Below are 22,781 nucleotides of genomic sequence, written 5' to 3' on the forward strand. Positions count from 1 at the left end.
GGGATGCTATAGGGAGGTTCGCCCTGAGCACTGTATTCAATTTATTATTGTTTCTGCGCTTGCCATTACGACAACCATATATTATAATCATGCTACGATAAATAATGTAGAGACGCACAATATCACAGATTTTCAAAAATTTTTTTGAAAATTGAAAGAAAAAGGCAGGAAAATTCTTTTCGTGTATCGAATACCTACCTATGAAACAATAAGCAGGGAGAGAGAATACGAAAAGAAATGCGTGGGAAAGAAGCTGAAATGCGTTTCAAATCGGCAGAAACATGGCGTGCCGAACAAGTGCACCATAGACTTCGTCGATCAGCCATTGCATACATGGTGGGGATACCGCCCGGTATCCGTGAGGGGAGAATGTCCTATGAGAAAGATTGAATGCTTGGCAATGATTCTGGCAGGCGGGCAAGGCAGCCGCCTCGGCGCACTGACGAAGCGCGTCGCAAAGCCCGCCGTTCCGTTTGGCGGGAAGTACCGCATTATTGATTTTCCACTGAGCAACTGCGTGAATTCCGGCATTGAACGCGTCGGCGTGCTGACGCAGTACCGTCCGCTTGAGCTGAACCAGTACCTCGGCTCGGGCAGCGCATGGGACCTCGACAAGCGCGACGGAGGGCTCTTCGTCCTGCCGCCGTATGCACGCGAGAAGGGTGCGGACTGGTATCGCGGTACGGCGGATGCCATCTATCAGAACCTTAACTTCATTGATATGTCGGATCCCGACTACGTGCTCATCCTCTCGGGCGATCACATCTATACAATGGACTATGCGTGGATGCTCGAGCAGCACAAGAAGACGAAGGCCGAGGCAACCATCGGTGTCTTTGAGGTACCGTGGGATGAGGCGCCGCGCTTCGGTATCATGAACACGGACGAGACCGGGCGCATTATCGAGTTCGAGGAAAAGCCCGCGAAACCGAAGAGCAATCTTGCGTCGATGGGCATCTATATCTTCAACCGTGACTATTTGGAGAAATATCTCACGGCGGATGCGAAGAGTGAGACATCCAGCCACGACTTTGGCAAGGACATCATTCCAAAGATGCTGACGGATGGCGGACGCCTGTATTCGTACGCATTCAACGGCTACTGGAAGGATGTCGGTACGATTGAGAGCCTCTGGCAGGCGAACATGGATCTCCTGCAGGACGAGCCTCCGTTTGAGCTGTCGGGCAAGTGGCGCATCTACTCGTTCAATCCGTCGATGCCGCCCCAGTTCGTCGGCAAGGAAGCACGGATCGTGCGCTCGATGATCAGTGAGGGCTCGATGATCCTCGGAACCGTCGAGAACTCTGTGATCTTCCCGGGTGTACGCGTTGCCAAGGGGGCCGTGGTACGCAACTCCGTTCTCCTGCCCTCGGCGCGCGTCGGTGCGGATGCTGTGGTGGACTACGCCATCCTGGCACAGAACGTCACGGTCGACGCAGGTGCACAGGTCGCTGGTGAGCAGTCACAGATCGCCGTGATCCCCGAGGGGGAGACGGTGACAGCTGCCGAGAGTGAACAACAGGTCGGCTGAACTGCGGGGAATGGAAAGGTGAAACGATGAATACTATCATGGGATTGATCAATCTGCAGGAGGACGGCTCGCTGATTCGTGAGCTTGCCGACCGCCGTGCGGTGGAATCCATTCCCTTTGCCGGACGATATCGCCTGATTGACTTTGCCCTGTCGAGCATGGTCAATTCCGGCATACACAAGGTGGGCGTGATGCTCCCCGATGAGCCGCGCTCTGTCCTCGATCATCTGCGTTCCGGCAAGGATTGGGATCTGGCACGCCGCCACGATGGGCTCTTCTACCTTCCTGCAGTGCCTGATGATACGCAGCAGCGCAAGGGCGATCTCAAGAATTTCTATCATAACCTCGACTTTATCGAGCATGCTTCGGCAGACTATATTCTGCTCGCAAACGGCAGTTTCGTCTACAATGTAGACTTTGACGAGGTGCTGCGCTTCCATCAGAACACGGGCGCGGACATCACACTCGTCTCGCATACGACTGAGGATGAGAACACGGGCAGCAATGTGGTCCTTGAGACGGCGGAGAACGGGCTCATTCTCGATATCACTGAAAAGCCCGTCGCCTACGAGGGGATGAAGGTCTCCATGGGTGTCTATCTGATGGAGAAGGATGTCTTCGTCGAGTGCGTCCGCTATGCCTACGAGCATGGCGGGCAGAGGTTCCTGCTCGACGGCATCATCCGCCGCGCTGCGAACTACACGATGTTTGCCTACGCGCACGACGGCTATATGGCGCATGTGGACTCGATGTCCACATACTACCGCGCAAACATGGAGATTCTCGATCCGTCGGTCTGGGAGGAGCTCTTCATGGGCGAGCGTCCGATCTATACGAAGATCAAGGACGGCGTCCCCGTCCAGTACAAGGACACGGCGAAGGTGGAGAACTCTCTCATCGCAAACGGCTGCATCATACGCGGCGAGGTGGAGAACAGCATCCTGTTTCGCGGTGTGACCGTCGGGCGCGGGGTGAAGATCCGCAACTCGATCATCATGCAGAAATGCGACATCCAGAATGGCGCGCTCGTCGAGAACGTCATCTGCGATAAGAATGTCGTCATCACAGCGGACAAGTGGTTGAAGGGAGCCATGGAATACCCGCTCGTGATACGCAAAAATGCGACGATATAGACGTATAGGACTTGTCAGAAGCCGCTTGCGGCTTCTGGTTTGCTTTTAGGGATGCCTGCCGCCGGCAGAAAACGGAGTGAGGGAACTTTCGGAGCTTTGGAAAAGGAGTGGACGTTTTGGCACATGAGGAAAAGGATGTAAGACCTACAGGGAAAAGCTACGAGACGATGAAGAAAATTCTGAAGAGCCGCTTTGTCACAACGGCACATGTGCTCTTCGGACGAGATGTTGACGAGCTGACTGAGGCTGAAATCTACAAGACGGTTGCGGCAACGGCGAAGCAGTCCATCTCAGACAACTGGATCAAAACGAACCGACAGTATGCACAAAAGCGCGTCAAGCAGATTTACTATTTTTCCATTGAGTTCCTGCTCGGCCGCCTCCTGCGCGCCAATCTCATCAATCTCGGCATTGAGGAGGCGATGAAGGAAGTCCTGCAGGAGTTCGATCTGAAGCTCTCGGATGCCTACGAGGAGGAGCCGGATGCAGGGCTCGGCAACGGCGGACTCGGACGCCTCGCCGCGTGCTTTATCGACTCACTCGCCGCACACCGTCTGCCGGGGCATGGATGCACCATCCGCTATCAGTATGGTCTCTTCGAGCAGAAGATCGTCGGCGGCAATCAGGTGGAGCTGCCTGACAACTGGCTGCGCGACGGCTTCGCGTGGGAGTACCGCAAGCCCGATAAGTCCGTCGATGTGAAGTTCTACGGAAATGCCTACATGCGTGAGGTGGACGGCAAGCTGGAGCTTGTCCATGAGGATCCGATGATTGTCATGGCGGTGCCGTATGATCTGCCGATCGTCGGCTATCACGATGCGACAGTGAATACACTGCGCATGTGGAATGCCGAGGTCAACCGCGATTTCTCTGACTATGGGACACTGACACAGGAGCAGATCCACCAGCGCAGGCAGTATCGGGATTTCGTCGAGTCGATCACGCGCTACCTCTATCCCGATGACAGTACGTTTGAGGGGCGGCGGATGCGTCTTATTCAGGAGTACTTCTTTGTCTCGGCAGGTGTGCAGAGCATCGTCCGTCACTACAAGAAGACGGGCATGAGCATCTACGATTTCGGCAGGAAGATCGGCATCCACATCAATGATACGCATCCGGCACTCTGCGTGGCGGAGCTGATGCGCGTGCTGGTTGACGAAGAACAGCTGACATGGGAGGATGCATGGGCGATCACGCGCGATACCATCGCCTATACGAATCATACGATCATGCCGGAGGCCCTTGAAACGTGGAACGTCGATATGTTCCGCCCGCTGCTCCCGCGCATCTACATGATCATCGACGAAATCAACCGCCGCCACCTCGAGGAGGTGCGCCGACGCTATCCGGGCGACGAGGAGAAGGTACGTGCCCTCTCCATCATCGAGGACGGCGTCGTGCACATGGCGCGGCTCTCCATTGTTGGCGGGCACAGCGTCAACGGTGTGGCGAAGATCCATACGGAGATTCTCAAGTCGACGACACTGCATGACTTCTACGAGTATACACCGCGCAAGTTCAACAACAAGACAAACGGCATCACACACCGACGCTGGCTCATGGGGGCGAACCCGGAGCTGACTGCGCTGATCGACGAGTCGCTCGGCTCACGTGCATGGCACCGCTTCCCGGAGCAGATGGACGGGCTGCATCCCTTCGTCGAGGATGCGCATTTCCGCAAGCGTTTGATGAAGATCAAACGCCTGCGCCGCGAGGGGCTGGCACGCTATATTGAGGGGCACAACGGCGTGCGCCTGGACCCGGACTCCATGTTTGATATTCAGGTGAAACGCATCCATTCCTACAAGCGGCAGCTGATGAACATTCTGCACATCATGTATCGCTACCAGCGTGCACGGCAGGACAAGAACTATCTCACGCAGCCCGTGACTTACTTCTTTGGGGGAAAGGCGGCGCCGGGCTACTACATCGCGAAGGAGACGATCCGCCTCATCAATGCCGTTGCCGATCGCATCAACAAGGATCGTTCGCTTAACGACATGATGAAGGTGATCTTCATCGAGAACTTTGGCGTCTCCATCGGCGAGCTGGTCTATCCGGCGGCGGACGTCAGCGAGCAGATCTCGACGGCGTCGAAGGAGGCATCGGGCACAGGCAACATGAAGTTCATGATGAACGGTGCCATTACCCTCGGCACGCTGGACGGAGCCAATGTTGAGATCCGCGAGGCAGTCGGCGATGAGCACTGCGTCATCTTCGGGCTGCGCGCCGAGGAGGTCATGGACTACTACGCGAATGGGACCTACTCGGCGTGGGATGAGTACAATACCAATGAAAAGGTGCGCAATGTGCTGGGGCAGCTCATCGACGGCACCTATGGAGATTTCCGTTCGCTGTATGATTATCTCCTGCACGCGAACGATGAATTCTTTATCTTGAAGGACTTCAATGCGTACGATGAAGCACGCGTTGAGGTGATGAAGCGGTTCCTTGACAAGGAGAGCTGGGCGCGTACGGCGGCGATGAACGTCGCGTACTCCGGCCGCTTCTCGTCTGACCGTACGATTGACGAATACGCACGGGATATCTGGGACATCAAGCCTTTGATCATCTCCTAACAGCGTATTCGGGGGCAAATAGGAGGGGTTTTATGAAGACGTCGGCACTCAGTGAGTTTGATCTTTATCTCTTTCATCAGGGGACGAATTATCACGCACAGGAAATGCTAGGCGCGCACTTCATCGAACGGGACGGCAAACGCGGCGTCCGTTTTACCGTGTGGGCGCCGAATGCAAAGTCCGTCAGTGTTGTCGGCGGATTCAACGACTGGGACGCCAATGCGCAGCCCATGCAGCGGATCAGAGACGGTGAGATCTGGGAGACCTTTGTCGAGGGACTCGGCGAGGGCGAGATCTACAAGTACGCCATCGAGCCGCAGTGGGGCGGACCGCGCATTATGAAGGCGGATCCCTACGGGTTCTATGCGGAGAAAAAACCGCAGACCGCCTCCCGCACCTATGACATGAACCACTATGAGTGGAAGGACGCAGCGTGGCAGGAAAAGAAGGCACACGAGTCCTCCTACGAGCGCCCCATGCTCACGTACGAGGTGCACGCGGGCTCGTGGCGGCGCACACTGGACAGTGAGTATCTCTCCTACCGCGATATGGCGGATCAGCTCGTCAGCTATGTCAAAGAGATGCACTATACCCACATCGAGTTCATGCCGCTCTGCGAGCACCCTTACGATGGGTCATGGGGGTATCAGGCGACGGGCTACTTCGCTGTGACGAGCCGCTACGGCACGCCTGACGATTTCCGCTACCTCGTCGATACCGCCCATGCGAATGACATCGGCATCATCATGGACTGGGTGCCGGGGCACTTCTGCAAGGATGAGCAGGGACTGCGCCATTTCGACGGAAAGAATCTCTACGAGTCCGACAATGAGCAGCGCGCGGAAAACTGGGAGTGGGGCACGACCAACTTTGACTACGGGCGCACCGAGGTGCAGAGCTTCCTCATCTCGAACGCGCTGTTCTGGTTCGAGGAGTTCCACATCGACGGCCTGCGCATCGACGCGGTCGCGAATATGCTCTACCTCAACTACGGGCGCAAGGATGGCGAGTGGCAGCCGAACAAATACGGCGACACGGGCAACCTCGAGGCGATGGAGTTCCTGAAGAAACTCAACGAGACGATCTTCAAGTATCATCCGCAGGCACTCATGATCGCCGAGGAGTCCACCTCGTGGCCGCTGATCTCCAAGCCCGTCTACATGGGCGGCATGGGGTTCAACTACAAGTGGAACATGGGCTGGATGAACGATATGCTCGACTACGTGAGCCTCGACCCGATCTACCGTAAGTGGAATCAGGACAAACTCACCTTCTCGCTCATGTACGCATTTTCCGAGAACTTCGTCCTGCCGCTCTCGCATGATGAGGTCGTGCACGGCAAGTGCTCGCTCATCAGCAAAATGCCGGGCGACTACTGGCAGAAATTCGCGGGGCTGCGCGGCTTCTTCGGCTACTGGATGGCACATCCCGGCAAGAAGCTGCTCTTCATGGGCGGTGAGTACGGGCAGTTCATCGAGTGGAACTTCGACGACAGCCTTGACTGGCATCTTGTCGAGCAGTACCCGATGCACACGAAGATGCTCGCATACTCCAAAGCACTGAACAAATTCTACGTCGATAACAAGGAACTCTGGCAGGTCGATTTCGACTGGAACGGTTTCCAGTGGATCGACTGCAACGACAATGAGAACAGCGTCGTCGCCCTTGTGCGGCGCGCCGAGGAGCGCAGCGATTTCCTCGTCTGCGTCCATAACTTTACCCCTGAGGTGCGCCACGGCTACCGCATCGGTGTGCCGACGAAGGGCACCTACGTCGAGGTGTTCAACTCCGATCTGGAGGAGTTTGGTGGGAGCGGCGTTGTCAATGCGGGCGATATCGCCAGCGAGGACTATCCGTTCCACGGGCGCGACCAGTCCATCGTCATCACTGTTCCGCCTCTTGCGACGGTGTTCTATCGTCTGAAGGGGCAGAGCGGGGCAGGAACGCCGATCAGTGAGACGGTCAAGACCGATGTCGTTGCCGAGCGTCGGCGTGCCGGCGGACGTGGCACGGAGACGGTGGACAAGAAAAAGGTGGCCGTGAAGAAGGCCGCGCCGAAAAAAACTGCCGCCAAGAAGGACGCCTCTGAGGCTGAGGCAAAGGCAGCACCGAAGCGGCGCACGGCGACGAAGACCACATCTGCCGCGACGAAGAAGCGCGCGACGAAGAGTGCTGCCTCCGACGCTGCGGCGGAGACCCCGAAGAAACGCACGCCTGCCGCCAAGACGGCAACTGCTGCGGCGGAGACCGCGGCTGCGCCTAAGAAGCGCACCGCAACAAAGCGTACGGCGGCGAAGAAGGATGAGGACGCGGTGCAGACCGTGAAGAAGACCGCATCCGCACGCGGCGTAAAAACGGCGGTGAAGGACACCGAAACGGGCAAGAAGAAAACGGGCATGACCGCCGCTAAAAAGACCGCGCGCAAGACAGTGCAGGATACGGAGTCCGCGCCCAAGAAGGCACGCGCTGCTAAGGTATAACCTGCATACCTCTGCACCGAACACAGGCGGGAATAGAAGAAACGGTCGGATGATTACGGCACCGACCACATGAGAAGGAGGATATTGGGATGAAGGTACTATACGCAGCATCGGAAGCAGTACCCTTTATAAAGACCGGCGGACTCGCTGATGTGGCAGGATCGCTCCCTGCTGCCCTCGTCAAGGCGGGCGTGGACTGCCGCGTCATCCTGCCGAAGTACGGGTCGATCGACCCCGCAATCCGCAGTAAAATGAAGCATATCTATGACGGCACACTCCATGTCGCATGGCGTGAGAAATTTGTCGGCATTGACTCCTACGAGTACGAAGGCGTGACCTACTACTTCGTGGACAACGAGGAGTACTTTAACCGCGAGGGTTATTATGGCTACCCTGACGATGCGGAGCGGTTCTCCTTCTTCAGCCGCGCTGTGCTCAACTGCATTCCCGCATTGGACTTTCAGCCTGACATCATCCACGCCAACGACTGGCACACGGCGCTCATCCCCGTCCTCCTCAAGCTGGAGCATCCGGATGATCCGCGCTATACGAAGATCAAGACGCTCTTTACCATCCACAATCTGCGGTATCAGGGCATCTTCCCGAAAAATGTCATGTCAGATGTGCTCGGGCTTGACTGGAAGTACTTCAACAATGGGGACTTTGAGTTCTACGATGCTGTGAATTTCATGAAAGCAGGGCTCATCTATACCGACTATATCTCAACCGTCAGCAAGACCTACGCCGAGGAGATCCAGTACGAGTACTACGGCGAGCATCTCGACGGACTCCTGCGCCAGCGGAGGAAGGATCTCTTCGGGATTGTCAACGGCATCAACAACACGATCTACGACCCGAAGACGGACAAGGAGATCTACGTCAACTACGACGTGAAGAACGCCGCCGAGGGCAAGGTCGACAACAAGGTACGCCTGCAGCGAGAGCTCGGACTTACCGAGTCACGCCGCACACCGCTCGTGGCGATGATCACGCGACTTGTGCCGAACAAGGGCATCGATCTCATCACGCGCATCATCGACGAGATGCTCGAGCACGAGAATATGCAGTTCGTCCTGCTCGGGACGGGCGAACACGACTATGAGGAGTGGTTTAAGGAGCTTGCGTGGCGGCATCCGACGAAGGCATCGGTCAATATTCGCTTCTCGAATCAGCTGGCACAGCGTATCTATGCTGGCTCGAACATCTTCCTTATGCCGTCAACCTTCGAGCCGTGCGGGCTCGGACAGCTCATCGCCATGCGCTATGGCTCGATCCCTGTCGTGCGTGAGACGGGCGGTCTGAAGGACACCGTCGTCCAGTTCGACCGTTCCGACCCTGACAAGGGCAACGGCTTCCTCTTCTACGAGTACAATGCGCATGAGATGATGTACGCGGTGAAACGCGCGCTTGCCGTCTACGAGAACCTGCGTGAGTGGCGTCAGCTCGTCTATACGGCGATGAAGAGCGACTATAGCTGGACGCGTTCGGCAGGGGAGTACAAGCAGCTCTATGAGCGCCTTCAGAAAAAGAAATAACAGATTTTAGCTGATTTGTAAGAGCTTTTCCACAAAACCGCTGGTGAATTCGTTTGAACGATAATGAACGATTCGCCGGTGGTTTCTGTGTATAAACGATAGGAAAGGAGAGGCACTATGCTGGAATCCTATCAGGTAGAACATAATTCGCAGAACATCTACTTCCGCTCCATCGTCGGCGCGGCAGAGGCGGGGAGCCGGATGCGTCTCGGCCTGCAGCTTCGCACGGGTGAGCCGGTGCGGCAGGTGCTCCTGCGGCTTTGGCAGGATCAGGCGGGGGAGCAGCTCGTCACGCTCGTGTCGCATGATGCGAATGCCGCGCAGCGGTTCTACACGGCGTGGATCGAGCTGCCGGATCACGGCTGCCTTCTCTGGTACTACTTCATCATCACGATGGAGAGCGGCACGTATTTCTACGGGAACAACGCGGAGATGCTCGGCGGCGTCGGCGCGCTCTATCACGAGCAGCCGCCCTCCTATCAGGTGACGATCTACAATCGCGGAGCGCACACACCGGACTGGTTCAAGAACAGTGTCATGTATCAGATCTTCCCCGACCGCTTTGCGCGTGCGGGGGATACCATCGTGCGCAAGAAGGGCGCTGTCATCCGTACGGACTGGACGGACGACCCGATGTATCTCAAGGATCCCGACACGAAGGAGATCGTCGCCTATGACTTCTTCGGCGGAAATCTGCGCGGGGTCATGGAGAAACTCGACTACCTCGAAAAACTTGGCATTTCGTGCATCTACTTCAACCCCGTGTTTGAGTCCGAGAGCAATCATCACTACGATACGGGGGACTATCATCGCATCGACCCCATGCTGGGCGATATCGAGGATTTCCGCCGTCTCGTCGCGGCGGCACGCGAGCGCGGCATCCGCATCATTCTCGACGGCGTATTCAGTCACACGGGGAGCAACAGCATCTACTTCAACCGTCGGAAGCAGTATGATTCGATTGGCGCATATCAGTCGAAGGAATCGCCGTACTACTCGTGGTACCATTTCCGCAATTTCCCGAACGAGTATGACTGCTGGTGGAATTTTGACACCCTGCCGAACGTCAACGAGACGGATCCGTCCTACATGGACTTCATCATCACAGGGGAGGACAGCGTCCTCCATCACTGGATGAACGAGGGGATCGCAGGCTGGCGTCTGGACGTCATCGACGAGCTGCCGCCGACCTTCTCCAAGACCTTCTTTGCCGAGCTCAAGAAGCGCAGCCCCGATGCGGTCATGATCGGTGAGGTCTGGGAGGACGCGTCGAACAAGGTCGCCTACGGCACGCCGCGCGAGTATCTCTCGGGTAACGAGATGGACTCGGCGATGAACTACCCGCTGCGCAGTACAATGCTGGACTTCCTGACAGGGGCGGCAGACGGTGCGCTGACGGTGCGGCGCATGGCGAGCCAGATCGAAAACTACCCGAAGGAAAATCTCTACGCCATGATGAACCTCATCAGCAGTCATGACGTGCAGCGTGCCATCACCATCCTCGGTGATGTCCCATACTACGAGGGCATGCCCGCAATCGAGCAGTCGCGCGTGCGCATGACGCTCGATCAGGCGATGCTCGGTATCCGCCGCCTCATCATGGCGACGCTCTGGCAGATGACCTATCCCGGCGTGCCGAGTGTCTACTACGGCGACGAGATCGGGATGCAGGGGTTCAAGGATCCGTTCAATCGCCGCCCCTACGACTGGGAGCATGGCAATCTCGAGATCCGTGACTGGGTAACACGCTTCATTGCTGTGCGCAACGGGAACGATGCACTGCGCACGGGCGACATCCTGCCTCTCTACGGGGCGGGCGACGTCATCGCCTACGCGCGCACGATCCGTTCGGGCTACGACGTGTTCAATGAGGAGAAGGAGCCCGGCATCTTTGTCGTGGCGTTCAACCGCAGCCGGACGGAGACGCTGACCGTCGATCTCGACGTGAGCGACTTTGCCTGCGGTGTGTTTGAGGACGTCTTTAAGCCCTCGCGCACCTACGAGGTCGAGCGCGGACATCTGCGCGTCCGCATCCCACCGCTCTTCGGACTGCTCCTGCGCGAGCGACAGGAGGAGCAGAGATACGAGCGCAAGGCGGGCATCCTCCTGCATCCGACCTCCCTGCCCTCGAAGTACGGTGTGGGCGACTTCGGCAAGGAGGCGTACCGCTTTGTTGACTTCCTTGCAGATGCGGGGCAAAAGGTTTGGCAGATCCTCCCGCTCAGCCCCGTCGGAAGCAGCTACTCCCCCTATCAGTCCATCTCCGCCTTTGCGGGGAACTTTATGCTCATCGACCCCGAGCCACTGGCTGCGCGCGGCTGGCTGAAGGAGAAAGACCTTTTCCTGCCATACGAGGCGAACTCGGGCTTCATCAACTTTGATCGCGTACGCACGTTCAAGAAGGAGATTCTGGAAAAGGCATTCCGCGCCTTCCGCGCACAGGGGGCGACAGATGCGGATTACCGTGCGTTCTGTGAGAAGGAAGCATACTGGCTTGAGGACTATGCGCTCTTTCACGCGGCGAAGAAGGAGTACGGCGGCGCGGCGTGGACGGAGTGGGATGCAGCGATCAAACGCCGTGACCCTGACGCACTCCGCTCGCTCCGTGAGCGGCAGCGCGATGCGATGGAGCTTGACTACTTCAAGCAGTACGTCTTCCATACACAGTGGAACCGCCTGCACGACTACGCACGCGCGAAGGGAATCGAGATTCTCGGCGATATGCCGATCTTTATCGCGCAGGACAGCGCGGACGTCTGGGCGCATCAGCACCTCTTTGACCTGAACGAGGACGGCACGCCGCACACCGTCGCGGGCGTACCGCCCGACTACTTTGCCGTGAACGGGCAGCTGTGGGGGAACCCGCAGTACAACTGGGACGCCATGGCGGCGGAGAAGTACGCATGGTGGAAACGCCGTTTCCGTAAACTGCGCGAGCAGGTGGACATCATCCGCATCGACCACTTCCGCGGATTCGAGTCCTATTGGTCGGTGGACGGCAAGGCGGAGACCGCGCTTAACGGCACGTGGCTCAAGGGCCCCGGCAAGGCATTCTTCGACGCGATCGAGAGCGACCTCGGCAAACTCAACGTCGTTGCGGAGGATCTCGGCATCATCACGCCCGACGTGGAGCGCCTGCGTGACGACTGCGGCTTCCCCGGGATGCGGATCGTCCAGTTCCTCATTGCAGGGAACAGCTCGGGACGCATCGGCTTCACCGCGCCCGAGAACAGCATCGTCTACACAGGGACGCACGACAACAACACCACCGTCGGCTGGTACAGCCGCGACATCGACGAGGTGCTGCGCGAATCGCTCGCCAACCTCGTGGGGACGACTTCCGACCGCCCGCGGACCATCTGTCAGCGTCTCATCAAGGCGGCGTATGCCTCACGTGCCCGCATGGCGATCATCCCCATGCAGGACATCCTCGGGCTCGACGAGCGCGCACGCATGAACACCCCGGGCACCGTCGGGCTCAACTGGCGCTGGTGTCTCAAGAAGGACTACCTCCTCGAGATCGACCCGCAGAAGCTCAAGGCACTCTGCGTGCGCTATCGGCGGTGAGAATAGGGGACTGTTAGAAACGGATTGACAGGATAAAAGAATTTTAGTAGAATTAAACAGAAAATTACATACGTTTTCCGAGCAAAAATATCCTAAGGGCTTATGCCTATGGTATTGCGCCTGAGCAGATACATGGCTGTGTGTCTGTTCACAGGGCCGTCGCAGAAATGCGGCGACCTTCCCATATTGAAAAGGAGAACGATGAAACAGGATGACTCTGAGTGTGTTCTTGCAGAAACTGTTCTTCGTGCGGTCAGTACGGGGAACAGTCTTTTTTGTGCAGGAATAGGAGAGGTATTCATGAAGCACAGCAGGAAACATTCGACGGTATTTGCAGCAGCGGTCGCGGCAGGATTTGTCTTCCTCCCGCATGCGTATGCAGCGGGTGCGGACTACACGACGGATACGGTCAATGTCGACGCAGACGGCGTCGACAAGTACCTCGTGACGACGAACACAATCACGGAGCAGGAGATCAAGGAGCGCGGCTACGCGACCTCTCCGACATCCTCTCGCAGGTACCGGGGCTCTATATGGCACCTGCGGCAAAGGACAGCAAGATGGTGCGCGTTTGCGGTGCGAGTTCTGACCAGACAAAGGTCTATATCGACGGCATTCCGGCATTCCCACTCAACGGTATTGTATCGCATGCCGCATCTGATCTCTCGACCATCCCGGCGGACAGCATCGCGAAGGTTGAGATCATCAAAGGACCGGGACCGGTGCAGTATGGCACGGACTACAAGGGCGGCGTCATCCTCGTTACGACGAAGGACGGCAGGGGGCCCGGCAAGTTCCGCGTGAGTGTCGCAGGTGGGTCGAATCACACCTTCGACACGAAGCTCGGCTACAGCGGCAGCGATAAGAACATCAGTTATGCCGTCAATCTGTCAAGGCATTATTCTGCGGGCTATCTGGAGAATCAGACAGATAAGAAACTATATTTTGACGGCAAGATTCGGTTCAAGACGAGCAATAAATCCTCATTGACATTGAACGGCTACTACTCCGATATGGACAGAGAAGTTCCGGAGTCTGTTGATCCAGCGACAGGCCAGTATGTTGCGCCACGTGGACCCAGATGGTCGGTGCAGGCAGGAAATAATATAACCCCTAATCATGTAAAGAATAACAATGCGACGGATTGGCACTTTAAGGGGTTCCGTCAATCCAATATTGCCCTGCGGTATGAAAGCAGACCGAATGATATATGGCAGTATGATGTTAAGTATTACCACATGATCGATGAGAACAATCTTTGGGTGCGTAATCTGCTCGCGACGGAGGGAGGTTCTCTTCCGTTCTTTACGCATGGGGCACCGCAGTGGTATCGCAGTGGATGGTTCTTGCGCGGCAACGGCGTCGAGGCGAACGCATCTGTTGCGTATAACAGCAGAAACGTACTGAGTTTTGGTGCGAAGTATATAAAGCTCAGTTGGAATACGGATGAAAACAATACCTCCTACCGCCGTGACGGCAATGATGCACGTAGGAGTTTCTATGTTGAGAATGCATGGAGCCCGAGCAGCAGGACACGCCTGACACTTGGCGTTCGCTATTATGAGGGGGTAAGGCAGGATTATATGGACAATAAATCGACGCCGAAGACAAGCTCCTATGCGCATGCGACAGACCCCGTCTTTAACATCACACATGATGCAACGAAACGCGATACGGTTCGTTTCTCGGCAGGGCGCTCGCATGTGTTCGTCGGTTCCAAAGATGCGGCAGGAAATATCCGTAATGGTTATCCCGTTCCAAAGCCGGAGCGCAACAGCAGCTATGAACTTGGCTGGAAGCATAAATTTAGTCCAAAATCTGACCTCGATGTTTCCTATTTCCGTACAGAGGTGAGGGATCGCCTTACTTTTGTGACTTTTGGGAATGACCGTGTCTTAGGAAATGTCGATAAGACCCATATCCGTGGACTGGAACTTGCCTACCGGCAGACATTCAGCCCGAAGTTCTCGGGATTTGCCAACTATTCGTGGATTCGTGCCGAGGATGAGAGCAAGGGGAGGACAACGATTGCTTCGGGACTCCCGACGCAGATGTTCAACTTTGGTGTAACCTACCGCGAGGGAAAGCTGCGCTCGACGCTCCTTGGACGTGCGATGCGTGCACGTCTGGATACGCTCGGCAGACCGACCAGTGCCGGATACTTTGCAGCGGATCTTGATCTGCGCTATGAGCCTATCGCGGATATGGGTGTATTCCTGCGCGTCAATAATCTCTTTGATACGGATTACCAGTATAGCTGGGGAAGCCCTGCCGATGGAACGAACTTCCTGCTTGGCATGGATATGACCTTCTGATTGTTCAATGAAAAACAGAGTTGCCATACGGATAGCGTACGGCAACTCTGTTGTGTTGTTTGGAATCGCTGATCGGTCTGTTTATCGTCCGCCCGAATGCGGCAGAACGTCCGCCATTTTCCCGCAGCATGCGATGTCGGCCTCATAGCCGAAGTGGACGAGGTCGGCAGCGAGTGCGGCATCCGTCACGGTGAACCCCGAAAGCCCGTCTGCTCCGTAGTCAAAGAGGCACGGGTGCATCGGCACGGACGGGCCGACGATGACGGTCACAGCGTTCGCTGAGAGCTCCAACAGGCGCGGCATGGTCTTGTTCGCGAACGTCGCCCCCGTCATAAAGACGTAGTCCTGCTGCGGCAGGAGGAACTCTGCCGCCTCGGCGGGGTAGTCGCCCCACTCAGGCTGCATCTCGAGGATGGAGAGGTCGCAGATGGACTCCCATCTCTTTTGAAAGTTCGGGAAGTGTCCGATGACAGCAACCTTCTTCCCGCGAATCTGCTCCGTATAGAGGGTGAACGCCTCGAGCTTCTTGCGCTCCTCCGGTGTCGCAGCAGATGCATCGTCACCGTGAAACCCCTGCATTGCCGCCACCTTTGACGGCTGATTGTAGTAGGCGTTGATGGCGGCAGCGGCGATGGCCGCCTCCTGCCCCTGCCACGAGCGGACGTATTCGCCCGCCTCGCGTAGGGAGCAGCCGAGAAAGCTCTCCTTGCGTAGGCGCGGGCGGCTGTAGGCGGGGATCGTCATGCAGACGCCGACCAGATCGCCCGCGCGCACGAATGTCCACGGACGGCTGACGGCGTAGTCCTCGATGTAGATATCGTCAGGCAGACCGTTGATGATCTCATCGTACAGATTCCAATAGTTCAAAAAAATACCTCCATTCGTTGTCTCTGTGTTCATAGGATAGCACAGGGATGCGGAGGTTTCAATGCGAAAGGAGATGCTGATGAAGAAAAGAAATATGCTGCTCGCCCTACTGCTCCTGCTCCTCGTCCTGCTCGTCGGCTGCGGACAGGAAGCAAAGGAGGAGAGTGCACCGGATGCAGAGACATACGCGTTCACGGACTCGGCGGGGCGCACGGTGATGATTCCGAAGCAGATCGACCGCATCGCCCCATCGGGCGGGCTCGCGCAAATGGCACTTTTTGCGATTGCCCCTGATCGGCTCGTCGGCGTCTCGGGGCAGTGGAAGGACACCGTCCTCCCCTTCGTAGGGGATCAGTATCGTGACCTGCCCGTCCTCGGCCAATTCTACGGGATGAAGAATTTTAACAAAGAGGCCGTGCTCTCAGTCAATCCGCAGATCATCATCGACGTCGGCGAGAAGAAGTCGACCATCGTTGAGGATATGGATCAGATTCAGGAGTCGCTCGGCATCCCCGTGATCTTTATCGAGGCACGTCTCGACAATACCGATGAGGCGTACCGTACGCTCGGTAAAATCCTCGGCCGCGAGGCAGAGGGGAATGCCATAGCCGACTACTGTCAGAAAACGTATGCACGCAGTGCAGCGCTCGCCGCGAAGATAAAAGATAAGCCCCGCGTGCTCTATCTCGGCGGACCACTCGGGAACATGGCGGTCGCACACGGCTCGTTCCATGCACAGGTTCTCGATCTGCTCGCGGACAATGTTGCTGTTGTCCCCTCACCTGCCGAGGGCGCGATGACGCAGGTGTCGATGGAGCAGGTGCTCACGTGGAATCCCGACGTGCTGATTCTCGGCGCGGAGTCGGAGCCGGATCTTACGATGCTTCCGTGGCGGGAGATGCGCGCTGTTCAGTAAAAACGCATCCTGCGCGTGCCGGCAAAACCCTATGACTGGATGGGGCGGCCGCCCTCGGTCAACCGTTTTATGGGGCTGTCGTGGCTCGCTGCGCGTCTCTATCCGCAGGAGTCCGGCGTCAATCTGCATGAGGAGATGAAGATGTACTATCATCTGTTCTATCACTATGACCTCAGTGATGCCGAGTGCGATGCATTGCTGGCACAGGATCATGTCGTACCATGAGCCGCATTTCACCGCAGTATAAGCTCACCGTCCTGCTGCTCCTGCTCGTCGCGCTCATCTGCGTGTCCTCCCTCCTCGGGCGTTACGCCGTCCGTGCCTCCGATGTGCTCGCGGCGTGCCTAGGCTGGATGGGGCTTGCACCGACGGTGCACGGCGGTGCTCAGGTCGTGATGGAGCTGCGTCTGCCGCGCATCGTCGGCGCGGTTCTCGTCGGCGCAGCGCTCTCTGTCTCGGGGGCAGCATATCAGGTCATGTTCCGCAACCCAATGGTCTCGCCGACCATCCTCAGGGTCTCGGCAGGCGCGGCGTTCGGCGCGGCGATTGCCATTCTGCTGAGCCTGCCCGTCCTTGTCGTGCACCTTACGACGTTTGGCGGCGGACTGCTCGCCGTAGCAATCACCTATGTGGTCGGGGTGAAATTCTGCCGTGGCGGGAACACGACGCTCGCGATCATCCTCTCGGGCATCATCGTGAGCACACTCTTCACGTCGCTGCTCTCGATGATCAAATACGTCGCCGACCCCTATGACAAGCTGCCCGTCATTGTCTACTGGCTGATGGGGAGCCTCGCGCCGATCACACGCGACAATCTCATCCTGCCGCTCCTCCTGATGGCAGCGGCGTTCCTGTTGCTCTATTTCCTGCGGTGGAAGATCAACCTGCTCTCGTTCGGCGATGAGGAGGCGAAGTCACTCGGCATTCCCGTCGAGCGGCTCCGCCTGACGGTGATCATCTGTGCGACGCTCATGACAGCGGCAGCGGTGTCGATCTCGGGGATCATCGGGCTCGTCGGGCTTGTCGTACCGCATCTCGTGCGGTTTATCGTTGGACCCGATTTTCGCTTTCTCCTGCCGGGCTCGGCACTGATGGACGGGCTGTTCCTGCTCGCCTCGGATAACCTCGCACGGACGCTGTGGACGATGGAGATCCCGCTCGGGATCCTCACCTCACTCTTTGGCGTGCCGTTCTTTCTCTATCTGCTGATCAAATATCATCATAGCTGGGACTGAGGAGGGATGCGATGTTACTTGAACTGAAATCCGTGTCCTGCGGCTATGGGGAAAAGGCGATTTTTCAGGACATCTCTTTCTCCGTCGCGCGCGGGGAGACGCTCTGTCTCCTCGGTCCGAACGGTGTCGGCAAGACAACGCTCCTTAAGACCATCCTCGGACTGCTGCCGCCGATGGCAGGAGAGATTCTCCTGTCGGGCGAGAACATTTCCGCATGGACGGTGGAGGAGCGTGCGCGGCGTATCGCGTATGTCCCGCAGATGCATACGCCGCCGTTTCCCTTCACTGTGCACGATGTCGTCGTGATGGGGCGGGCTGCCCACATCAGCAGTTTCGGCATTCCGGGGAAAAGGATCGCAGGATTGCAGACGATGCGATCGAGATGCTCGGCATCGGACATCTTGCCCAAAAGATCTACACGAAGATCAGCGGCGGTGAGCGTCAGCTCGTCCTCCTCGCGCGCGCCATCGCACAGCAGCCGCAGCTCCTGTGCATAGATGAGCCGACGGCGAGTCTTGACTTTGGCAATCAGGTGCTCGTGATGAACCGCATCCGCGCTCTCGGCGCAGAGGGCGTCACGGTGATGATGACGACACACGCGCCGAGTCATGCCTTCTACTGTGCCGACCATACGGCGGTCATGGGGCGCGATGGCGTGTTCTTCGTCGGGCGGACGAACGATGTGATCACGGAGGAGCGCCTTGAAAGACTGTACGGGGTCACGGCAAAGATTGTCGGCTATGAGAACATTCCCGAAACACGCACCTGTGTCCCGCTCCCGCCCATGGGATCGACGGAGCACTGTGCGGGTCGAGGGAATCGTTGATCATACTAGTGATCCCTCAGGGGCAGCGGCATGTGACCGACATGGTCTTCGTGCCGCTGCCCTTTCTTTCTTTTTTCTGCATTTTATGGTATCCTAGAGAGGAAGCAATCACTGTTTTCAGGGGAGGAAGCAATCATGGCAGAGTACACGTACACCGTGGAGAAAGTTTGTCCGGTCTGTGGGGAAAAGACGCACGTGACAAAGATGAAGGCGCGCCTCATCACGCTCAGCACGGATGAGGATTTCTGCGTTCACTACAAGGACGTCAACCCGTACCTCTATCGTGTCTGGCTGTGCGAGCACTGCGGTTTTGCGGCGGACGAGAAGCATTTTGATCCCGCGGCACTCAGCGCACGTGACAAGGGAAAGGCAAAGGAACTCCTCGAAGGACGCACGATCAACCTCCCGTACACGGAGGAGCGCACGACAGAGGAGGCGATCCGCGCCTACAAGCTCGGGCTCTACTTCGCCGAAAAGCTGGGCTGGCCGCTGCAGAAGCAGGCGGGCTACCGCATGGGCATGGCGTGGGTCTACCGTGACACGGAGGAGCACGAGAAGGAGAAGGAGTGCCTGCGGCGTGCGGCGGAGCTCTATGAAAAGTCCGTCATGACGGAGCACTATCCGATCAACGGCATGAGTGACAATATGGCAATGTATATCGCGGGTGCGGCGTACTACCGTATCGGCGATTTTGAGAAAGCGACGCAGATGCTCTCGCGCATCATGAGCGATCAGGAGATTCGCAAGTCCGATGCAAAGCTCTTTGAGCGTGCACAGAATCTCTGGATGGATCTGCGTGAGAAAAAAGCTGAGGCAGAGAAGGAAAACTAAATGGCGATTGATATTCCTCCGCAGTGGGTGGAGCAGGTACAGCGCATCGACTGGGGAAGTGTCCGTGCCGCAGTGGCGGACTATGGTCCCGTGCTCACAGTGCTGCGCGATACGTGGGATCGCGAGACGATCAGCGAGATCGCGGATGGGCATCTCTTCGTCCGCGACGCGGTGCTGAACGAGGCGATAGCGCATAACCTCGGTACGGACAGCACGATCCGCTCCGTAGAGCTCACCTCGCATGAGGATGGACATCTCGGCATCGTCTGCACGACCGATAAGAAATACAAGCGGATCGAGCTCTCGGGAACGATCAAGGAGTTTGTCCATACGGGGGAGAAGTCCTATGCAGTCTACCATGTGGACAAGAAGAAACTGCCCAATCACGGACTCGTCTCATGGCTTTTTTCACGGCTGTCGCTGTCGATGGTCGAGCGCATGGTCGGACGGCTCGATGTGTCAGATCGCATCCCCGTGGATATCAAGGGAAACAATGTCACGGTGGACTTTCACGATGTCCTCGCGGCGTCGCGTCTCGGCACGACAGAGTTCCGCGGGCATTCGCTGCTGAGCATGGTGGAGATCGAGGGCGCGACGGTGAAGGAAGGCGGCATCATGTTTGATACACATCTGAACGTGCCCGACGATGTGAAGGATGCGCTGCGCGCAATTTTGAAGGAAAAATCGGCTGCGCTGCAAAGTAGCACAGGAGAAGGAGACGGACATTGATGAGGCGATTGATTCAGCTGCTCTGTATCGCGATGCTCACCGTATGGATCCAGCCGCAGGCGGCGGACGCGGCAAAGGCGGAACCCGTGACGGAGAAGATCATCTTCATCCCGCATGACAGCCGCCCGATCTCGAGTACGCAGACGGCGGATGTCGTAACCAAGGCAGGCTACGAGGTCGTCGTTCCGCCGACCGAGCTGCTCGGCAGCCGTGAGGATCTGGGACATCCCGATCAGCTCTGGACATGGGTGCACGAGAATATCGCACAGCCCGGTGTCAAGGCAGCGGTTATCTCCTCGGATGCGATGGTCTACGGCAGCCTCGTCGGCTCGCGCAAGCACAACGAGTCGCGTGCACAGATCCTCGCACGCGCGTCGCGCTTTACGGAGCTGCACCGTGCGAATCCCAAGGTGCCGCTCTACGTCTTTGGCTCGATCATGCGCACGCCGCGTACGGGCGAGGCATCGGGACATGAGGAGCCGGAGTACTACCGCCGCTATGGGGCGGATATCTTCCGCTACACCCTCCTGCGTGACAAGGAGGAGGTCGAGGGGCTCTCGCGCCGTGAGCGCAAGGAGTATGAGTTCCTCACGCGCCTCATCCCGAAGGAAGCCCTCACGGACTGGATGGGACGACGCGAGAAGAACTATGCGGTCAACGAGTTCCTCATCAATCTCATGCGCAAGAATGGGACGTTCCACTACCTCGCGCTCGGGCGTGATGATAATGCGCCGTTCTCCCAGACCCATCTTGAGAGCCGGCATCTCGCGGCAGTAGGCGCAGAGCTCGGCAAGACTCGGTTTCAGACGATGGCAGGCATCGACGAGATCGCCCTCCTCATGCTGACGCGCGCAGTGAACGAGCAGCGTCATGAGGTGCCGTTTGTCTTCGTCCGCTACAACTGGGGAAGCGGCGCGGACACTGTGCCTGCGTACTCGGATGAGAAGATCGGCACCTCGATCAACGATGCGATTCTCGCCGCCGGTGGGATGAATGTGCGCGCGCCGGAGAAGGCGGATGTCGTCCTCACGGTGAATACGAACCCCGACGGGCGCACCTACGAGGCGAATATGCCTGTCAATGACGGAACGCTGCGCGAGGGGACGGCGTATTTTGCCGATATCGTGTCGGACTATGTGGCACGAGGCTATCCCGTCTCGATTGCCGACGTTGCCTTTGCCAACGGCGCGGACAACGCGCTCATGGCGGAGCTGCAGCGGCGCGGTCTGCTCTACAAGATTCGTGCCTACGCAGGGTGGAACACCCCGACGAACAGCTCGGGCTATGCGCTCGGCGAGGGGATGCTCGTCCGTCACATGAATGCGGACGCCGTCGACCAGCTGCTGACGACGCGCTACCTCGACGACTGGGCGTATCAGGCGAATGTGCGCAATACGATTGCACGGCAGCTCACGTGGCTGCGCGGTGACGGATTCTACGGCAGTCTCGGCTCAAAGATGGATGCCGTCTCCGTGCGCTCCACGCGCATGATGAACCGCTTCATCGAGAACAATCTGCCGCCCATGGCGGAGATGAACAGTGTCGTCGTGACATTCCCGTGGAACCGTATGTTTGAGGCGGACATTCAGCCCGAGCAGCAGGGCTTTGCCCATGATTATTTGGAAGGAAGGAAATAATATGTACGGAAAACGGATGATCGCCTTCTTTTCTGCATCACCTTCGCGGCGCACGGCAACGGTTGCCCATAAGATCGCCGACGTCATCGGCGCAGACCTTTACGAGATCCGCCCAGTCATCCCCTATACCGAGGACGATCTCGACTGGGACGATAAGACGAGCCGCGTCAACGTTGAGATGCACGACCCAGCCTGCCGCCCCCAAATCGAGGGAGAGCTTCCCGATCTCGCGCCGTATGAGACCATCTTCGTCGGGTTCCCGCTCTGGTGGTTCGCTGCGCCGCACATCATCAATACATTTCTCGAAAGCTACGACCTTACGGGGAAAACCATTGTGCCGTTTGCTACCTCGGGCGGCAGCTCCCTCGGACAGACGGTGACGCATCTGCGCCCCTCAGCGCAGGGCGCACTCGTCAAGGAAGGCCGCCGCTTTGAGATGGGCGAGACCCCGATGGCGATCAACTCATGGGTCGCGGCGCTTGGGATCTGACATAGAAAAACACGATTGTCGTCGTTGCACGGCAGTCGTGTTTTTACGTGGCTTCATTAACATGAGGCGATCTTTTGAAGTTGTGCGTATAGTGCTGAGATATCGTTTGT

The 22,781-nt window shown here is 57.5% G+C and carries 16 protein-coding genes, 1 pseudogene and 1 riboswitch; of the genes and pseudogenes, 16 read left to right on the forward strand and 1 reads right to left on the reverse strand.

Annotated features, from left to right (window positions below):
• Window positions 1-376 precede the first annotated feature (376 nt).
• The 7 genes from HMPREF9166_RS11220 (at window position 377) to HMPREF9166_RS11250 (ending at window position 15,140) form a co-directional block, all read left to right on the forward strand.
• On the forward strand, window positions 377-1,531 hold the full coding sequence (locus HMPREF9166_RS11220; RefSeq protein WP_009754134.1) for a glucose-1-phosphate adenylyltransferase: 1,155 nt from the start codon (window positions 377-379) through the stop codon (window positions 1,529-1,531).
• 26 nt (window positions 1,532-1,557) lie between these two features.
• A complete protein-coding gene (glgD, locus tag HMPREF9166_RS11225) occupies window positions 1,558-2,664 on the forward strand; it encodes a glucose-1-phosphate adenylyltransferase subunit GlgD (protein WP_009754135.1) in 1,107 nt (368 codons plus the stop codon).
• A 167-nt stretch (window positions 2,665-2,831) separates the two neighbouring features.
• The gene (locus HMPREF9166_RS11230) at window positions 2,832-5,243 is read left to right on the forward strand and encodes a glycogen/starch/alpha-glucan phosphorylase (RefSeq protein WP_371137030.1); all 2,412 of its coding nucleotides are present in this window, start codon (window positions 2,832-2,834) and stop codon (window positions 5,241-5,243) included.
• 32 nt (window positions 5,244-5,275) lie between these two features.
• On the forward strand, window positions 5,276-7,723 hold the full coding sequence (gene glgB / locus HMPREF9166_RS11235; RefSeq protein WP_009754137.1) for a 1,4-alpha-glucan branching protein GlgB: 2,448 nt from the start codon (window positions 5,276-5,278) through the stop codon (window positions 7,721-7,723).
• A gap of 89 nt (window positions 7,724-7,812) precedes the next feature.
• Window positions 7,813-9,258, forward strand: a complete 1,446-nt coding sequence (gene glgA, locus HMPREF9166_RS11240) for a glycogen synthase GlgA (RefSeq protein WP_009754138.1) — start codon at window positions 7,813-7,815, stop codon at window positions 9,256-9,258.
• A gap of 117 nt (window positions 9,259-9,375) precedes the next feature.
• Complete coding sequence (gene malQ / locus HMPREF9166_RS11245) at window positions 9,376-12,825, forward strand: 4-alpha-glucanotransferase (RefSeq protein WP_009754139.1); 3,450 nt, start codon at window positions 9,376-9,378, stop codon at window positions 12,823-12,825.
• Between the two features lie 63 nt (window positions 12,826-12,888).
• Window positions 12,889-13,038: riboswitch (molybdenum cofactor riboswitch) on the forward strand.
• A gap of 320 nt (window positions 13,039-13,358) precedes the next feature.
• Window positions 13,359-15,140 carry a TonB-dependent receptor gene (locus HMPREF9166_RS11250; RefSeq protein WP_009754140.1) on the forward strand — a complete coding sequence of 594 codons (1,782 nt, stop codon included), beginning with the start codon at window positions 13,359-13,361 and terminating at the stop codon, window positions 15,138-15,140.
• 81 nt (window positions 15,141-15,221) lie between these two features.
• On the opposite strand, the gene HMPREF9166_RS11255 is transcribed toward HMPREF9166_RS11250, so the two are convergent.
• Entirely contained in the window at window positions 15,222-16,007 is a 786-nt protein-coding gene (locus HMPREF9166_RS11255) for a Rossmann-like domain-containing protein (RefSeq protein ID WP_039981444.1), read from the reverse strand.
• Window positions 16,008-16,086: 79 nt separating this feature from the next.
• Here HMPREF9166_RS11255 and HMPREF9166_RS11260 point away from each other — a divergent pair, with 79 nt between their 5' ends.
• From HMPREF9166_RS11260 to HMPREF9166_RS11290, 9 genes and pseudogenes are all read left to right on the forward strand, one after another.
• A complete protein-coding gene (locus HMPREF9166_RS11260; protein WP_254655036.1) occupies window positions 16,087-16,923 on the forward strand; it encodes an ABC transporter substrate-binding protein in 837 nt (278 codons plus the stop codon).
• Window positions 16,924-16,938: 15 nt separating this feature from the next.
• Window positions 16,939-17,148: a hypothetical protein gene (locus HMPREF9166_RS13210; protein ID WP_009754143.1), complete on the forward strand. Its 210-nt coding sequence runs from the start codon at window positions 16,939-16,941 to the stop codon at window positions 17,146-17,148.
• Window positions 17,145-18,158, forward strand: a complete 1,014-nt coding sequence (locus HMPREF9166_RS11265; protein ID WP_009754144.1) for an iron ABC transporter permease — start codon at window positions 17,145-17,147, stop codon at window positions 18,156-18,158. Before HMPREF9166_RS13210 ends, HMPREF9166_RS11265 begins: the two co-directional genes overlap by 4 nt.
• An 11-nt stretch (window positions 18,159-18,169) precedes the next feature.
• Window positions 18,170-18,609 (forward strand): annotated as a pseudogene (locus HMPREF9166_RS13215) (ABC transporter ATP-binding protein); the annotation flags it as partial.
• A gap of 15 nt (window positions 18,610-18,624) precedes the next feature.
• Window positions 18,625-18,984, forward strand: a complete 360-nt coding sequence (locus HMPREF9166_RS11270) for a hypothetical protein (protein WP_371137031.1) — start codon at window positions 18,625-18,627, stop codon at window positions 18,982-18,984.
• Between the two features lie 135 nt (window positions 18,985-19,119).
• Window positions 19,120-19,815, forward strand: a complete 696-nt coding sequence (locus HMPREF9166_RS11275) for a DUF2225 domain-containing protein (RefSeq protein ID WP_009754147.1) — start codon at window positions 19,120-19,122, stop codon at window positions 19,813-19,815.
• Window positions 19,816-20,544: a hypothetical protein gene (locus tag HMPREF9166_RS11280; protein ID WP_009754148.1), complete on the forward strand. Its 729-nt coding sequence runs from the start codon at window positions 19,816-19,818 to the stop codon at window positions 20,542-20,544. It abuts the gene before it with no gap.
• Window positions 20,544-22,181, forward strand: coding sequence for a DUF4127 family protein (locus HMPREF9166_RS11285; RefSeq protein WP_009754149.1), 1,638 nt, complete (start codon window positions 20,544-20,546; stop codon window positions 22,179-22,181). Before HMPREF9166_RS11280 ends, HMPREF9166_RS11285 begins: the two co-directional genes overlap by 1 nt.
• A gap of 1 nt (window position 22,182) precedes the next feature.
• Window positions 22,183-22,671, forward strand: coding sequence for a flavodoxin (locus HMPREF9166_RS11290; protein ID WP_009754150.1), 489 nt, complete (start codon window positions 22,183-22,185; stop codon window positions 22,669-22,671).
• Window positions 22,672-22,781: the final 110 nt, after the last annotated feature.

Source organism: Selenomonas sp. oral taxon 149 str. 67H29BP, from assembly GCF_000146365.1.
GTDB classification, from domain to species: domain Bacteria; phylum Bacillota; class Negativicutes; order Selenomonadales; family Selenomonadaceae; genus Centipeda; species Centipeda felix.

Bases quoted from the DNA above. Each gene is read 5' to 3' on its own strand.
- HMPREF9166_RS11220 (WP_009754134.1), top strand. From the start codon at position 377: ATGAGAAAGATTGAATGCTTGGCAATGATTCTGGCAGGCGGGCAAGGC.
- glgD (WP_009754135.1), top strand. From the start codon at position 1,558: ATGAATACTATCATGGGATTGATCAATCTGCAGGAGGACGGCTCGCTG.
- HMPREF9166_RS11230 (WP_371137030.1), top strand. From the start codon at position 2,832: ATGAAGAAAATTCTGAAGAGCCGCTTTGTCACAACGGCACATGTGCTC.
- glgB (WP_009754137.1), top strand. From the start codon at position 5,276: ATGAAGACGTCGGCACTCAGTGAGTTTGATCTTTATCTCTTTCATCAG.
- glgA (WP_009754138.1), top strand. From the start codon at position 7,813: ATGAAGGTACTATACGCAGCATCGGAAGCAGTACCCTTTATAAAGACC.
- malQ (WP_009754139.1), top strand. From the start codon at position 9,376: ATGCTGGAATCCTATCAGGTAGAACATAATTCGCAGAACATCTACTTC.
- HMPREF9166_RS11250 (WP_009754140.1), top strand. From the start codon at position 13,359: ATGGCACCTGCGGCAAAGGACAGCAAGATGGTGCGCGTTTGCGGTGCG.
- HMPREF9166_RS11260 (WP_254655036.1), top strand. From the start codon at position 16,087: ATGAAGAAAAGAAATATGCTGCTCGCCCTACTGCTCCTGCTCCTCGTC.
- HMPREF9166_RS11265 (WP_009754144.1), top strand. From the start codon at position 17,145: ATGAGCCGCATTTCACCGCAGTATAAGCTCACCGTCCTGCTGCTCCTG.
- HMPREF9166_RS11275 (WP_009754147.1), top strand. From the start codon at position 19,120: ATGGCAGAGTACACGTACACCGTGGAGAAAGTTTGTCCGGTCTGTGGG.
- HMPREF9166_RS11280 (WP_009754148.1), top strand. From the start codon at position 19,816: ATGGCGATTGATATTCCTCCGCAGTGGGTGGAGCAGGTACAGCGCATC.
- HMPREF9166_RS11285 (WP_009754149.1), top strand. From the start codon at position 20,544: ATGAGGCGATTGATTCAGCTGCTCTGTATCGCGATGCTCACCGTATGG.
- HMPREF9166_RS11290 (WP_009754150.1), top strand. From the start codon at position 22,183: ATGTACGGAAAACGGATGATCGCCTTCTTTTCTGCATCACCTTCGCGG.